Annotated in this window: 15 protein-coding genes; 10 read left to right on the forward strand and 5 right to left on the reverse strand. The window is 62.4% G+C overall.

The genetic code is table 11. The features are described 5' to 3' along the window. The first annotated feature begins 55 nt into the window (after positions 1-55). Genes NA8A_RS00470 through NA8A_RS00485 form a run of 4 tightly spaced genes read left to right on the forward strand, consistent with a single transcriptional unit; the run spans position 56 to position 3430 of the window. Complete coding sequence (locus NA8A_RS00470; protein WP_009449243.1) at positions 56-958, forward strand: carbohydrate ABC transporter permease; 903 nt, start codon at positions 56-58, stop codon at positions 956-958. Beyond that, complete coding sequence (locus NA8A_RS00475) at positions 955-1812, forward strand: carbohydrate ABC transporter permease (protein ID WP_009449244.1); 858 nt, start codon at positions 955-957, stop codon at positions 1810-1812. The genes NA8A_RS00470 and NA8A_RS00475 overlap by 4 nt, the downstream gene beginning before the upstream one ends. Before the next feature lie 26 nt (positions 1813-1838). Further along, positions 1839-2837, forward strand: coding sequence for a dihydroxyacetone kinase subunit DhaK (locus NA8A_RS00480; protein WP_009449245.1), 999 nt, complete (start codon positions 1839-1841; stop codon positions 2835-2837). Beyond that, positions 2834-3430, forward strand: coding sequence for a DAK2 domain-containing protein (locus NA8A_RS00485; RefSeq protein WP_009449246.1), 597 nt, complete (start codon positions 2834-2836; stop codon positions 3428-3430). Before NA8A_RS00480 ends, NA8A_RS00485 begins: the two co-directional genes overlap by 4 nt. A gap of 90 nt (positions 3431-3520) precedes the next feature. On the opposite strand, the gene NA8A_RS00490 is transcribed toward NA8A_RS00485, so the two are convergent. Next, positions 3521-4183: a GntR family transcriptional regulator gene (locus NA8A_RS00490; RefSeq protein ID WP_051017931.1), complete on the reverse strand. Its 663-nt coding sequence runs from the start codon at positions 4181-4183 to the stop codon at positions 3521-3523. A gap of 170 nt (positions 4184-4353) precedes the next feature. Between NA8A_RS00490 and NA8A_RS00500 the strand changes: the two genes are divergently transcribed. From NA8A_RS00500 to NA8A_RS00525, 6 genes are all read left to right on the forward strand, one after another. Next, complete coding sequence (locus tag NA8A_RS00500) at positions 4354-5301, forward strand: tripartite tricarboxylate transporter substrate binding protein (protein WP_143087919.1); 948 nt, start codon at positions 4354-4356, stop codon at positions 5299-5301. Further along, positions 5292-5753, forward strand: a complete 462-nt coding sequence (locus NA8A_RS00505; RefSeq protein ID WP_009449250.1) for a tripartite tricarboxylate transporter TctB family protein — start codon at positions 5292-5294, stop codon at positions 5751-5753. The genes NA8A_RS00500 and NA8A_RS00505 overlap by 10 nt, the downstream gene beginning before the upstream one ends. Before the next feature lies 1 nt (position 5754). Beyond that, on the forward strand, positions 5755-7239 hold the full coding sequence (locus NA8A_RS00510) for a tripartite tricarboxylate transporter permease (protein ID WP_009449251.1): 1485 nt from the start codon (positions 5755-5757) through the stop codon (positions 7237-7239). 46 nt (positions 7240-7285) lie between these two features. Then, complete coding sequence (locus NA8A_RS00515) at positions 7286-8722, forward strand: aldehyde dehydrogenase (protein ID WP_040671551.1); 1437 nt, start codon at positions 7286-7288, stop codon at positions 8720-8722. Between the two features lie 37 nt (positions 8723-8759). After that, complete coding sequence (locus tag NA8A_RS00520; RefSeq protein ID WP_009449253.1) at positions 8760-9659, forward strand: NAD(P)-dependent oxidoreductase; 900 nt, start codon at positions 8760-8762, stop codon at positions 9657-9659. A gap of 170 nt (positions 9660-9829) precedes the next feature. After that, a complete protein-coding gene (locus tag NA8A_RS00525; protein WP_009449254.1) occupies positions 9830-10777 on the forward strand; it encodes a LysR family transcriptional regulator in 948 nt (315 codons plus the stop codon). Positions 10778-10840: 63 nt separating this feature from the next. Here the strand turns inward: NA8A_RS00525 and NA8A_RS00530 are convergent, their stop codons facing one another. The 4 genes from NA8A_RS00530 to NA8A_RS00545 are packed head-to-tail and all read right to left on the reverse strand — an operon-like array spanning position 10841 to position 14582. Further along, positions 10841-11812 carry a TRAP transporter substrate-binding protein gene (locus NA8A_RS00530; RefSeq protein ID WP_009449255.1) on the reverse strand — a complete coding sequence of 324 codons (972 nt, stop codon included), beginning with the start codon at positions 11810-11812 and terminating at the stop codon, positions 10841-10843. A gap of 17 nt (positions 11813-11829) precedes the next feature. Then, positions 11830-13104 (reverse strand): TRAP transporter large permease, encoded by a 1275-nt coding sequence (locus tag NA8A_RS00535; protein ID WP_009449256.1) that lies wholly within the window; start codon positions 13102-13104, stop codon positions 11830-11832. Positions 13105-13107: 3 nt separating this feature from the next. Continuing rightward, complete coding sequence (locus tag NA8A_RS00540; protein ID WP_009449257.1) at positions 13108-13647, reverse strand: TRAP transporter small permease; 540 nt, start codon at positions 13645-13647, stop codon at positions 13108-13110. A gap of 26 nt (positions 13648-13673) precedes the next feature. Further along, on the reverse strand, positions 13674-14582 hold the full coding sequence (locus NA8A_RS00545) for a dihydrodipicolinate synthase family protein (RefSeq protein WP_143087920.1): 909 nt from the start codon (positions 14580-14582) through the stop codon (positions 13674-13676). Positions 14583-14672: the final 90 nt, after the last annotated feature.

Consider the following 14672-nt stretch of genomic DNA (forward strand, 5'->3'; position numbering starts at 1 on the left):
CGTGTGAACGCAGGCCGGGCATCGCGCCCGGCCTGAACCGCTTTCCGGAGCCTTCATGTCCAACGCCGCTAATGCCGCCGCGCGCGGACGCGCCTTCACCGGACTGGCCTTTGCCACTCCGGCCATTCTGTTCATGGCCGTCTTCGTGGCTTACCCCGTCTGGGAGGCGATCCGCCTTTCCTTCGTCGCTGTCGACGCCTTTACCGGTGCGGAAAAATTCGTCGGCTTTCGCAATTATCAGGAACTGGCCAATGCTCCGAAATTGTGGCCGGTTCTCATAAACACCGGCATCTGGACTTTCTGGTCGCTGATTGGACAGTTCGGCCTGGGTCTGGTCGCCGCATTGGCGATCAACCGCGACATTCCGGGCATGGGAGCCATTCGTTCCATCCTGCTGTTGCCCTATGTGGTCCCTGTCATTGCGCTCGCCCTCTTCTGGCGCTGGATGCTCGACGGCTCCTTCGGCATCGTGGCCGTATCCTTTCAGGACATGGGTCTTCTGGCGCCCGACCAGTCCCCGCTCGCGCTTCCCTCCGGAGCGATGTGGAGCGTCATCCTTGCCAATATCTGGCGCGGTTTCCCCTTCGTCATGATCTCCTACTGGGCAGCGTTGCAGGCGATCCCGCCGGAGCAGTATGAGGCCGCGCAGGTCGACGGCGCGACCACGATGCAGCAGTTCCGTTTCGTCACGCTGCCCAATCTGTGGAACGTGACGAAGGTTCTTCTGGTGCTTCGTTTCATCTGGACCGTGACCTTCTTCGACATCATCTGGCTTATCACCAAGGGTGGGCCGGCCGGCAGCACCGAGCACTGGCCGATCTGGATCTACCAGGAAACGATGGGCTTCTTCCGTTTTGGCTATGGATCTGCGCTCGCGGTTTCGCTCGGCGTCATGATTCTCGTCGTGATCGCGATCTACGGCCTTGTCATCCGCGCAACCTCGGGAGCCCGTCCATGAGCACGCCCGCGATATCCCCAACGGCATCCAATCCATTGTGGAACCGTTTCGGCAGCTATGCGGTTGCCGTGGCGCTTGCAGCCTTCATTGCGCTGCCACTCGCCTGGATGGTCATCTCCTCCATCAAGCCTGCCGATCAGCTCTTTTCCTCGCCGCCGCGCATTCTCGCCGATCACTGGACGATCAACTGGTATGTCACCGTCTTCCGTGACAGCGGCGCGGCAGTGTTCTTCTGGAACAGTCTGGTGGTCGGCCTTTCGTCGACGATATTCTGCCTGGTCATCGGCACTCTGGCCGCCTATGCGATCACCCGTTTCGATTTTCCGGGCAAGTCCGCCTTCCTGATTGCCGCGCTCGTTACCTATATGTTCCCGGCCATCGTCCTGTTCGTGCCGATCTATATGATCCTCAACACGCTGTCCCTGATCGACACGCGCATCGGCCTGGTGATCTGCCACACGATTCTGACCTTTCCCTTCGCGGTCTGGATGCTCAAGAGCTTCTTCGAAACGCTCCCGCGCGAGATCGACGAGGCGGCATGGGTGGATGGCTGCTCCTATCTTGGAACTTTCATTCGCATCGTGTTGCCATTGTCCCTGCCGGGCATCTTTTCGGTGGCGATCTTCGTGTTCGTCCTTTCATGGAACGAGTTCCTGTTCGCCAGCATCGTCATGACCTCGAGCGACCTGAAGACCGTGCCGGTGGGTATCTCCGAGTTCATCACATCCTTCGACATACGCTGGGGAGAGATCATGGCGCTCGGAACACTGGCGACTGTTCCTGTCGTCGTCCTTTTCAGTCTCGTTCAACGCTATTTCCTGCGCGGTGTCCTGTCCGGCGCGGTCAAGGGTTGACGGAAATTCACCTGGGAGCCTGCCTCATGAAGAAACTCATCAACGATCCCAACAATTATGTAGAGGAGATGCTTGCCGGCCTGGTGTCCGCACATGCCTCTCTCTCGCTGGGTGGGGAAAGCGGGCGTTGCGTCAGCCGCTCGCAGCCAGCACCCTCCGGCCAGGTCGGCATTGCCACCGGTGGCGGCTCAGGTCATCTGCCTCTGTTCACCGGCTATGTCGGAGAAGGCTTCACCGATGCTTGCGCCATCGGCAATGTGTTCGAGGGGCCGACGGCGCAGAGCTGCATCGATGCAATCCGCGCTGCCGATCACGGGGCGGGGGTTCTCTGCCTTTATGGAAATTATGGCGGCGACCGGATGAACTTCGATACGGCGATCGAGATGGCCGAGCTGGACGACATCGCCTGCGACACGGTTCTGGGCACCGATGACGTGGCGAGCGCTGCTCCGGAGGAGGGCAACAAACGGCGTGGCGTTGCCGGCATCGTCCTGGTCTACAAGGCTGCGGGTGCCGCTGCCGCAGAAGGACGCGACCTTGCGGGCGTTGCCGCCGCGGCGCGCAAGGCCAATGCGGCCACGCGCAGCATCGGCGTGGCGCTCGCCCCATGTCAGGTGCCGACGGCGGATGCGCCCAATTTCGAGATTGCCGACAATGAGATGGAATTCGGCATGGGCATCCACGGCGAGCCAGGCATCTGGCGGTCGGAGCTTTCAAGCGCCGACAAGGTCGCCGACGGCATGCTGGAGCGCCTTCTGCCGGAACTCGATGTGAAGCGGGGCGACAAGCTGTGCGTTCTCGTCAACGGTCTCGGGGCGACACCGCTTGAGGAGCTCTACATCCTGTGGCGCCGGGTCGGCGAGCGGCTTGCGCAGGCGGGCATCGAATATCTGCCGCCAGTCATCGGCAATTATGTCACCTCCATGGAGATGGCGGGAGCCTCCCTGTCGCTGATGAAACTCGACGATGAGCTTGAAGCCTTGATGACCGCCCCGGCGAAATGCCCGTTCTGGAGCGTTTCATGAGCATCGGGCCGCAAGCGATAGCAACGTTCCTGGAGCGCCTCAACGAGAACGCGGCGGCGAGCGAGCAGGCGCTCAACGCTGCCGATGCGCGCCTGGGCGATGGCGATACGGGTTCCATGCTGCGGCGTGTAATGGCCGCGATGGCGCATGCGGGGGCAGGTGGGGCCGAAACCGCTTCCGACGCGGCCAAGCGCGCCGCCGCAGCAGCCATGAAGGAAACCGGATCGAGCCTCGGCAGTCTGGTGGCCACGGCGGCCATGACGCTGGCCAGGAAGGCCAAGGAAATCGAGGCGTCCGGACGCACGCCCGAAACGGCGGATCTGCCCATGATCGTCGAGGCGATCCGCGATGCGATCTCCGCACGCGGCAAAGCTTCCGTGGGAGACAAGACGGTTGTCGACAGTTTCGATTATCTGACCCGCTATCTGGCGCAAGGCCCGGTCAGTCTGGAGACGGCACAACGGGCTGCAAACGATGCGCTCGATCAGATGCGGCCGATGCCTTGCCGCATTGGCCGCGCGCGCATGTTCGCCGAACGCAGCATCGGCAGCGACGATCCGGGCATGCTGGCGGTTGCAAAGCTCCTGGATTGAACGAACCGGCTTCGAGCCTCAGCGGCTGATGTCGCGGGGCTCGACGCTGTCGCCGCGCCTGTTACTCATCCCACCTGACGGCCGTATGCTTTAAAGAACGCCGCAGTATTTTTCCTCGTAGAAGGCACGTGCCGGCTGCATATGGTCGATGCAGAGCCGGGCGAGTTCCTCGACATCTCCGTCCCTGATGGCGTCCACCATCGCGAAATGTTCCGCCCTTGCCTTCTCCAGCAGCGAAGGCAGGCCGAGTCCATGCGAGCGGATGCCATGGGTCTTGGCATTCGAGGTCTCGATGGCTTCGGACAGGTAGGCGTTTTCCGTCCCCTCGAACAGTTTGCGGTGAAACAACGTGTTGGTCTGGAAAACGAGCCCGAGATCGCGCGCAGCCACAGCATCGGCATGGGCATCCCGCGCGGCCTCAAGTTCGGCGAACCATTCAGGGTTGGCCGGAATCCGGATACGTCTTGCGGCCGCCTCGTGAAGGATGACGCGGAGCTCGTAAAGTGCAGCGACTTCCGGTCGCGAAAAATAGCGCACAGCCGCTCCCCGGTTCGGGTGGCGCTCGACGATGCCCTTGCGCTCAAGCTCATGCAGGGCAGCGCGAACGATATGCCGTTTCGTCGAGAAGCGGACGATGAATTCGTCCTCGTAAAGCCGCTGCTTGGGCAGGAAACGGCCAAAGATGATATCCTGTTCGAGCACCGAGACGATTTCGGAAACCGCCGTCTCTGTCATGGTTCCGTGCCGCGCCATGGTTCGCCACCTGATTATCGATAATCCTGCCAGCTTTTATATCGGCTTTGGCGCCGCCGCAAATGCCGCCCCAAAAACACTTGCCGGCTTTGCTTCTGGACGTATGGTTCGCCCGCTCAATTCGGCGGACGGGCAAAGTGATCCGACCGCATCATACCTGGGAGGTTATATTGCTTAGAAATCTCATGACCGCCGCTGCGGCCGTTCTCATTTCTGCCGGCCCCGCATTGGCGGATTGGCCCGAAAAGCCGCTTGAACTCCTTGTCGCCTATGGTGCCGGCGGCGGCACCGACGTGACCGCGCGCACGCTCCAGCCCCTGCTGGAGAAGGAGCTCGGCCAGTCGATCGTCGTTGTGAACCGTCCGGGTGCTGCCGGTGAAGTGGGGCATGCCGCCCTCGCCGATGCCAAGCCCGACGGTTACACGATGGGCATTCTCAACCTGCCGCCCATGCTGACCATTCCGATCACCAAGGATGCAGCCTTCAAGCCGGAGCAGATCATTCCCGTTGCGGGTCTGGTGCGTGATCCTTCGGCGATCTCGGTTCCCGGCAACAGCCCGTTCAACACGCTTGAAGAGCTGATTGCATACGCCAAGGAGAACCCAGGCGCAGTCACCATCGGCACCACGGGTGTGGGCACCGACGACCACCTTGCCATGCGCTATCTCGCCAAGGCGACCGGCGCTGAGTTCACCCACGTACCGTTCGCTTCGGCAGGTGCGGCGCGCACGGCGCTGATGGGCGGCCACGTTTCGGCCGCGGCCCTGAACCTCGGCGAGGCGATGCCCAATGCCCAGGAAGGCAAGGTGAAGATCCTCGCCCAGTTTGGCCCCGAAACCTCGCCGCTCGCTCCCGACGTGCCGACCGCCAAGTCGCTCGGCTATGACGTCGAAATGCTCTCCGAGCGCGGTGTCGGCGTTCCGGCTGGAACCGATCCGGCAATCGTTGAGAAGCTCGCGGCGGCTATCGAGGCTGTGGCGAAGAATCCCGCTTTCATCGAGCGCAACAAGGAGCTCTACACAGAGGTCAGCTACATGCCGACCGAAGCGTTCCAGAAGCACGTGGAACAGCTGCGCAAGGACTACCAGGCCATGTGGGACGAGTCCCCGTGGCAGTAGAGCCTGAAAAGCTCGAGGGAAACCCCGTCCGGCCGCTTGAGCGGCTGGCGGTGGCTCTCGCCGTAGCGCTGGCGGGTGGCGTCGTGGTCTGGGACGGCGCGCGGCAGGCCGGGGCGAGTGCCTATTTCCCGATTGCCGTCGGCAGCGCGATGATTGCGCTGTCGGCGGTCTCCGTCGCCAGGCTCGACCGCGAGACGCGCATGACGGAAGAGGCCCCGCTGGTCCGGGGTTTCGTCGGACTTGGCATGCTCGCTGCCTTCATTTTCCTTGCTGGTCAGATCGGTTTCCTGACCGCATCGATCGCATTCATTCCCGCGATGGCGCTTCTCGGCGGAGACCGCAACTTTCTCCGCATCGCCGTCGGCACGGTTGCCTTTGTCATCATGGCTTATGTCGTTTTCAACCTCGCCTTCGCCCAGCCCTTCCCGGCGGAACTGATCCTCGGAGGCTGATATGGTCGAAGTTCTATCCGGTCTTCCGCACGCGCTCATTCTGGACAGCATCCTGGCGATGATCGTGGGCACCGCCGCCGGCATTCTTGTCGGTGCAATTCCCGGCCTTACCGCCACTCTGGCAATGGCGCTGCTTCTGCCGTTCACCTACACCATGTCGCCGCTCGTGGCGCTTGGCATGATGGCCGGCATCTACAATGGCTCCATGTATGGCGGGGCTATTCCCGCAATCCTGATGCGCATTCCAGGCACTCCCTCGGCGGTGGCCACGACGTTCGATGGTTATCCTCTGGCACAGGCGGGGCGGGCGAAATATGCGCTGCACATCGCGCTTGTTTCTTCCACGGCAGGATCGATCATCAGCGCTCTGGCACTCATGGTCATTGCGCCGCCGCTGGTTTCGCTGGCGCTGCAGTTCGGCCCGACCGAGTATTTCTGGGTTGCCGTCTTCGGCCTCACCAGCGTGTCGCTGCTTCTGGCGGGCGCGCCGGCCAAGGGGCTGGCGTCCGCGATGATCGGCGTCGCCGTCGGTCTTGTCGGAATGGACATGATGACGGGGTCCGAAAGGCTGGTCTTCGGCATCAGGCATATTGCGGGCGGCATCGATCTCGCGGTCATGCTCACGGGGCTGTTCGCCGTACCTCCGGCTCTGGCCATGCTCGCGTCCTCCGCGAATGGAGATGGCCGTGCAGATTTGACCGGCGCGGGTCTCAAGGTGCGCGAGGCATTCACGCTCACCAAGACCTGGATCCGGTCCGGCCTGATTGGCGTCGTGATCGGCATCATGCCGGGCGCGGGCGGTAATCTCGCGGGCATTCTGGGCTATGCCGAGGAAAAACGTGCGGCCAAGGACTCCGCCCTGTTCGGCAAAGGTGATCCACGCGGCATCGCGGCTTCCGAATGCGCCAACAATGCCGATAACGCCTCCTCGCTGATCCCCACGCTGGCGCTCGGTGTGCCGGGCAATTCCGTGGCGGCGCTCATGATGGGAGCCATGCTGATCCAGGGTCTCAATCCCGGCCCGGCGCTCTTCAGCCAGCATGCGGACGTGGTCTATGGCTTCATGTGGCAGATGCTGATCACAGCCTTCCTCATGCTGGGCCTGGGGCTGATCGGAGCGAAGCTATTCGTGAACATGCTGCGTATTCCCGCGGCACTGCTGGCGCCGATGATCCTCATCATCTGCTCACTAGGCACCTATGCCTCAACGAATGCGATGGCTGATGTCTGGCTGATGCTCGGCTTCGGTTTGATGGGCTATGTCCTGTCCCGCTCAGGCTATCCGATTGCGCCCATCGTACTGGGAGCAATCCTCGGTCCCATGGCGGAATCCTCCTTCCGCCAGGCGCTTCTCATCGCGCGTGGCGATCCTCTCTCCTTCGTCTCGTCGCCGATCTCGATTGCGCTGGTCATTGCGGTCGTGGCGATCCTCGCTCTCCCGCTGGTGCGCGGGCGCGGCAGGAAGAACGAAGCCGCTTCCACCTGAAATGCGCACCGAACAGACAACACAGAACACAGGCCAGGATAAGGGCATGGATATTCGCACGAACGCCGATGAACTCGTCAGCATCAACCCCGCCGACGGTAGCGAGGTCGCGCGTGTGGCGGTCACCGATCCCGAAGAGCTGGAGGCGATTGTCGCCCGTGCGCAGACGGCTTTTCGCACTTCCGGCTGGAAGGACCTGATGCCACACAAGCGGGCGGAGGTGCTTCATGCCATCGCCAATGGCCTTCTGGCGGAGAAGGAGGCGCTTGCGACGCTTCAGATGCGTGACAACGGCAAGCCGATCTCGGAGTGCCGGGGCATGGTCGATTATGCAGTCGGCACGTTCCGTTACTACGCCTCGGTCTGCGAAACGCTGGAAACCGACGTCACGCCCCGGCGTGGCGACTATGTGTCCTTCACCGTGCTTGAGCCCTATGGCGTCGTGGCGGCGATCACGCCGTGGAACTCGCCGATCATGAACGATGCGGCCAAGGTGGCCCCGGCGCTGGCCGCAGGCAATGCCGTCATTCTCAAGCCGTCCGAGGATTCGCCGCTGCTTGCGCCGGAGCTCGCCCGCATTGCGGCGGCAGCCGGTCTGCCGGATGGGCTCCTGCAGGTCGTGCAGGGGCGTGGCGCAGGCATCGGCGCCGCCCTCGTCGCGCATCCGGGTGTCGGCATGATTTCGTTTACGGGCGGCACTGCGACGGGCCGGGCCATCGGCAGCGTTGCCGGTGAGCGCATCGTTCCCGTGGCGCTGGAGCTTGGCGGGAAGTCTCCCCATGTGGTGTTCGCCGATGCGGACATCGAGCATGCGGTTGCCGCTGTTGCGGCCGGTATTTTCGGCTCTTCAGGCCAGTCCTGCGTTGCCGGTTCGCGCCTCCTCGTCGAGGAGAGCGTCTATGACGAGGTGGTGTCGCGCCTCGTCGAGCGGGCGAAGCGCATCGTCGTTGCCGCTCCTGATGCCAAGGGCGTCGAGGTGGGGCCGCTTGCCTCATTCCATCACCGCGACCGCGTCAGCGCCTTTGTGGAGCGGGCCCGGGCAGAAGGCGGGCGGATCCTGTGTGGTGGTGCAGCGCCTGAAGGCGCCGAGTACGAAGCCGGCGCCTATTACCTGCCGACCATCATCGATGGACTGCCCTACGATGCCGTTTCCTGCCAGGAAGAAGCCTTCGGCCCGGTTCTGGTCGTGCTCTCCTTCAAGGATGAGGCCGATCTGGTGGAGAAGGCCAATGGCACCGATTTCGGCCTTGCCTGCGGCATCTGGACGGAGAGCTTCAAGAAGGCATGGCGCATCGGCCGCGCCCTGGATGCGGGCTCCGTCTGGATCAACACCTACAAGCAGTCCGTAACGAGCACGCCCTTCGGTGGTTTCAAGGACAGCGGTATCGGCCGCGAGAAGGGCATCGACGGCCTCCGGCTCTACGCCCAGGTGAAGAGCATGTTCTTCGGCTTGCACGAAAAGCCTTTGCCGATCGCGAAGTGATCCGTCCTCAACACGAGAAAGAAGTTCTGGAGCATCAATGACCGACATATCGAAAGTTGCCGTCTACGGTCTCGGCAATATGGGCTTTCCGCTAGCAACGCGCATCGCCGCCCGCTTTCCGGTGCAGGTGTTCGACCTGAACGAGGGAATGCTGGCCAAGGCGAAAGCCGAGCTTGGCGCCGACGTCATCGCCGATCCGCAGGCATTGTCGGCCACGCCGGTCGTGGTTCTCTGCCTGCCGAGCCCCAAGGCGTCGGTAGCGGTCCTCCGCCAGATCGGCCCGCATCTGCCCAAGGATGCCGTGGTGGTGGAAACCTCCACCGTCAATCCTGAAGACGTGATCGCGTGCCGCGACGTGCTGGCGCCGCATGGCATTCGCATCATTGATGCCTCCCTCATGGCTGGTGTCAGCCAGATGGAAGCGGGCACCGCCTCCCTCCTCATCGGTGGCGAGGAGGGGGCTATCGCAGCCTGCCGCCCCGTGCTCGACGCGATTGCGGAAAAGCAGATCGTGTTCGGCGATCTGGGAACGGGCGCCGCCGCCAAGGTCATCAACAATGCCGTTGCCCATGCGGTCATGGTGGTTGTGGCAGAGGCCGGCTCCATGGCGACGGCGACCGGCGTTTCCATCGACAAGCTGATCGGTCTTCTGTCCGATCCTCAGATGGGCCTGCATCGTCCTCTGACCTATCGTTTCGCCAAGCGGGTGGTGGAAGGTGACTATGAGGGAGGCATGCCGCTCGACGCTGCACGCAAGGATTCGCGCCTCGCGCTCGATCTGGCCCAGACGGAGGGCGTTCCCCTCTTTGCCATTCAGGCTTCGCATTCGGTCTATGAAATGGCGTCCCGCGCGGGTTATTCGCGCGACGACTATGCAGCCATTGCGAAACTGTGGAGCGATTGGCAGGTGCCTGCCGTTCCTGAGGCCAAGGGTTGATCCCACTCACGGCCAACCGCTTTCTCGTCTGTGCATCATGGGCGGCCCATGGGCCGCCCTTTTACATTCGCCTTCTGTGAGCATTGTCTTCGTGATGCGGACATCTTGCGCCAATCGGATCAACCATGCGATATGCGGGTGAAATAGATCCAGGTTGATCGAATACGCGCATGACTTTCAGCCGCAGCCGAATGCCCGATCTCAATGCGTTGCAGGCCTTCGAGGCAGCGGCGCGCTATGAAAGCTTCACGCTCGCCGCTGCCGAGCTGGACCTGAGCCAGAGCGCCATCAGCCGCCAGATCAAGGTGCTTGAAGAGCGGCTCGGTATCACGCTGTTCGAGCGGGTGCGCCAGCGTGTGGTGTTGTCGGAAAGCGGCAAGCGCCTGTTGACCGACGTGCGCGACATCCTCTCGCGCACCGAACACATGACCCTGCGTGCCATGGGCACTCGGGGGCTGACGGGCGCGCTCACCATTGCCACCCTGCCGACCTTCGCGCGCCGTTGGCTCATTCCGCGCCTGCCGGATTTCTTGGCTCGCCAGCCGGGCATACAGGTCAGTCTGTCCTCGCGCAGCACGCCCTTCGATCTCACCTCCGAGAGCTTCGACCTGGCAATTCACTACGGACGCCCGAGCTGGCCGCATGCAAGCTGCACCTTTCTGTGCAGCGAAATCGTGGTGCCGGTGGCCGCGCCCGGATTTCTGAAGGGGGCCCGGCGCTTCGAGGCGGCGGAGGTCGCTCAGCTGCCGCTTCTGCATCTGGATACAAGACCGAAACTCTGGGAAGACTGGTTCACGCGCAGCGACGTGGCGACCGAACACTCATATCGTGGGCACCGCTTCGACCAGTTCTCCATGGTGATCGCGGCAGCTCTTGCCGGTCTCGGCGTTGCGCTTCTGCCAAGCTACCTCATCGAGGAGGAAGTCGCCGCCGGTCGGCTTGTCATCGTGGCTGACCTGCCGATGGAAACCGAATTCAGCTATTATGTGGTCGTGCCCGAGGACAAGAGCTCGAACGATCTGAGCCTTGCCTTCCAATCCTGGATCATGCGCCAGGTGCGGCCGGCTCCCCTTCTGCCTGGCGATCTGATCGAGAGCCTGGCTGCGAAGGTCAGGTAAGACCCAAAAAGGAACGGCGGCCCGCAGGCCGCCGCAAATCTTCCAGTCCGCTTCTCCGGCGGATTATTTTGCCGTCAGCAGTTCAAGGTTTTCCTTGCCTTCTGGGATATTGGCGAGAAGACCGTCCCAGGCGCCGCGTGCCTTTTCCATGAAGGGAGCAAGGTCTGGCTCGATGATCTCGATGCCGGCTTTCTTCAGCTCTTCAAGGCCGTCCGCCGCGTTCTTCTTGTAGACGTCGATGGATGCGGCGGATGCCTCCTTGCCGGCCTCGCGCACGATGGCCTGCTGTTCTGGCGTCAGGCGGTCGAAGGCGGCTTTCGACATGATCATGGTCGCGGCCATGTGGTGCACGCGCGTCAGGTTGAAATACTTGGTGGCTTCCACGAACTTGTCCTGGATTAGCTGTTCGGGAGAGGCTTCGGCACCATCCACCACGCCGCTCTGTAGAGCGAGGAAGACTTCGCTGTAGGCCATGGGGGTGGACTGGGCGCCGAGCGCTTCATAAGCGCCGACGAAGCCGGGTCCCTGGATCACGCGGATCTTGAAACCCTTCATGTCATCGAGCGAACGCACGGGCTTTGTGCCATAGACGCTGCGCTCGAACACGGAGACGAAGCCGAGACCGACCAGATCGTGCTTGTCAATATAGCTGAGCAGCTTGTCGCCCGCCTTGCCCTGAAGCGCGGCATTTGCGGCGTCGGTCGTGTCGAACAGATAGGGCAGCGAAAGCACGGCAAGCTCGGGAACGGTGTTTTCCAGCGGCGGCTCGCCGGTCACCACGAGGTCGATAGCGCCCGAGCGCGCATTCTGGATCATCTGCACTTCGCCGCCGAGCTGGCCGGCGGGGAAAACGGTCACGTTGATATCGCCCTTGCTTTTTTCCGAAACGAGTTCGGCGAACTTGGTGGCGGCGGCGTGGTAATGGCTGTCTTCGCTGAGCACATGGCCGAGCGTAAGATCGACGGCGAGTGCCTGTGGCACGGCGCCAAGCGCGCCGAAGGCAGACAGGAGGAGAGAGGCTGCAAGTCTTTTCATAGGTGGTTCCCCGGTTGTTATAGAAGGATGGTCGAAAGGATCGGCAGATAGGAGATGAGCGCGAGATTGGTGATCAGCACGGCGATGAACACCAGGAGTGCTCGGATCATCTTCTCGATCTTCAGGCCGGCGACTTCGCTGGCGATGAAGAGGTTCACACCGATGGGTGGCGTCAGCATGCCGATTGCCAGGTTGACGATCATGACGATGCCGAAATGGATGGGTGAGATGCCGTAGGACACGGCGACGGGCGCGAGGATCGGCGCCAGGATGACGATTGCAGCCAGCGTCTCCAGGAACATGCCGACCACGAGCAGGAGAACGTTCACCAGGATCAGGAAGCTGACGGGGTCCTGAGCCACGCTGGCGATCCATTGCCCGACCTGATGTGGAATGCGGTTGATCGTCAGCACGAAGCCGAAGGCGGCGGCCACCGCGACGATGAGCAGGATGCCGGCCGATGTGAGCGCCGAGCGGATGAAGACATGGCTCATTTCCCGCCAGGAGATTTCGCGATAGACGGCCATGCTCACGAAAAGCCCGTAGGCCACCGCCACCACGGACGCCTCTGTCGGCGTGAAGATGCCTGAATAGATGCCGCCGAGAATGAGCACCGGCATGAAGAGCGAAAGAATGGAATCGCCGAAGGCCCGCGTCACGCCGCGTGCCCATTCTGCGGGAGAAACCGAGACCGTATGGTCGAACCCCCGGATTGCCGCCCACACGAAGACGAGCGCCACCAGCGAACCGCCGATCATCAGGCCGGGAATGATACCTGCGATGAACAGGGCGCCGATGGAGACATTGGTGACGAGGCCATAGATGATCATTGGCAGCGATGGCGGGATGATGGCGCCGAGCTCGCCCGAAGAAGCAACCAGAGAGGCGGCGAACGGCTTGGGATAGCCCTTCTTCGCCATGGCGGGAATGGTGGTTGCGCCGACCGCCGCCGTGGTGGCGGATGAGGAGCCGGAGATACAGGCGAAGATCATGCTTGTGAGAACGGCTGCAGCCCCCAGCCCACCGCGCAGCCAGCCCACCATGGCGTTGGTCAACCGCACCAGGCGGTCGGAAATGCCGCCCGCCTGCATGATGTTGCCGGCCAGGATATAGAAGGGCACCGCCATCAGCGAGAAGCTGTCCAGACTGGCGAACATGGACTGGATCGCCGAAACGAGCGGAATGCCCCGTGCGCTGAGGCCGTAGAGAGTCACCAGCCCGAGCGTCGCCGCGATTGGGACGCCGGTCGCAAGCAGAACCGCAAGAATGAGTGGGATGGAAGCGACGCCCATGGATCAATCCGCTGCCGAAGGGGCGAGAATGCGCGAGACTTCGCCCTCGCCGGCGCGAACCAGCGAGTTGATGAAGAGCGCGAGGTTGAAGATCGCGAGAACCGAACCGACCGGCATTGAGGCATAGACGACGGCCATCGGAATACGAAGCACCGTGGCGCTTTCCCCGAGGCTGTTGAGAGCCCATTTCCAGCCGACCACCGCGAGAACACCGAAGAAGAAGGCCGTGCACAGGCTGCTGGCGATGAGGAGCAGGCGGCCGAAGGCAGGTGGAAGTGCCGAGGGCAGGGATGTGACGGCGATCAGGCCTGCCCTTCTGCAAAGGACCGCGGAGCCGAGAAACACGGCCCATGTCATCAGAAAGCGGGCGCTTTCCTCTGTCCAGGGGGCCGATACGACGAAGCCAAGCGGCGGCAGGACAAAGCGAACGACGATCTGCAGAAAGACGGCGGTTGCCGCGAGTGCGAGCAGAAGGCCCACGATCGCGGCAACTGTCTTGTTGAGGCCCCGGTCTATGGTTTCCAATGATTGCATCATTGCCATGGCCCGGGCTCCCCTTGTTTCCGGTATCAGGCTGCCGCGGCGCGGCTGGCCTTCAGCGCTGCGATGGTGTCGAGGATGACGGCGCTCACGCGCTCCCTTTCCTCGCCTTCAAGCGCCAGGCGCGGCGCGCGCACCCATTCCGGTGCACCGGAGGTCAGGTGTTCGGCGATCTTGATGTACTGGACGAGCTTGACGTCCGTATCGAGATGAAAGGCCGGCGTCATGAGACGATAGAGCGGACGCGCCTCGTCGAATTTGCCGGCGGCGCACAGGTTGAAGATTTCAACGCATTCCTTCGGCCAGGCATTGGTCATGCCCGAAACCCAGCCCGTCGCGCCAAGTGCGACGCTTTCGAGGATGAGGTCGTCGACGCCGCAGAAGACTTTGTAACGGTCGCCGACCGTGTTGTAGATGTCGGTGACCCGGCGGATATCGCCGGTCTCTTCCTTCACCGCCATGATCGTGTCCACGTCGGCGAGTTCGGCAAGCAGGTCCGGCGTCACGTCAACCCCATAGGCGATGGGGTTGTTGTAGATCATGATCGGCAGATCGGTCGCCTTGCCGAGCATGCGGTACCAGGCAACGGTCTCGCGCGGGTCCGTCTTGTAGGCGGTCGACGGGAACGCCATGAAGCCTTCGGCACCCCAGGAGGCATAGCGTTTCGCGGCAGCAACGGCGTCCTCGGAGGAGGCTTCGGCAAGCCCGGTCAGCACCGGTACGCGGCCATTGCTGACCTCGAGTGCCGCGCGCAGCACCGCTTCCTTCTCGGCAAGTGTCATGCAGGGGTTCTCGCCCAGCATGGGAAGAACGATCAGGCCGGAAACGCCGCCGTCGATGAGGCGCTCATACGAAGCCTGGCAGGCTGCGATATCGACCTCGCCAGCCTTGTTGAGCTTCGTCGTGGTTGCCGGAAAAACACCAGTTAAGTTCATCACGTCCTCTGGGTCGCAATTTAAAACTGGATACAGTTTTCCAGAAAACAGGATATCTGTCTAGGGGATGTGTGACATTTTTATGAGGGGGAA

The sequence above is a fragment of the Nitratireductor indicus C115 genome, from assembly GCF_000300515.1.
GTDB lineage: Bacteria > Pseudomonadota > Alphaproteobacteria > Rhizobiales > Rhizobiaceae > Nitratireductor > Nitratireductor indicus.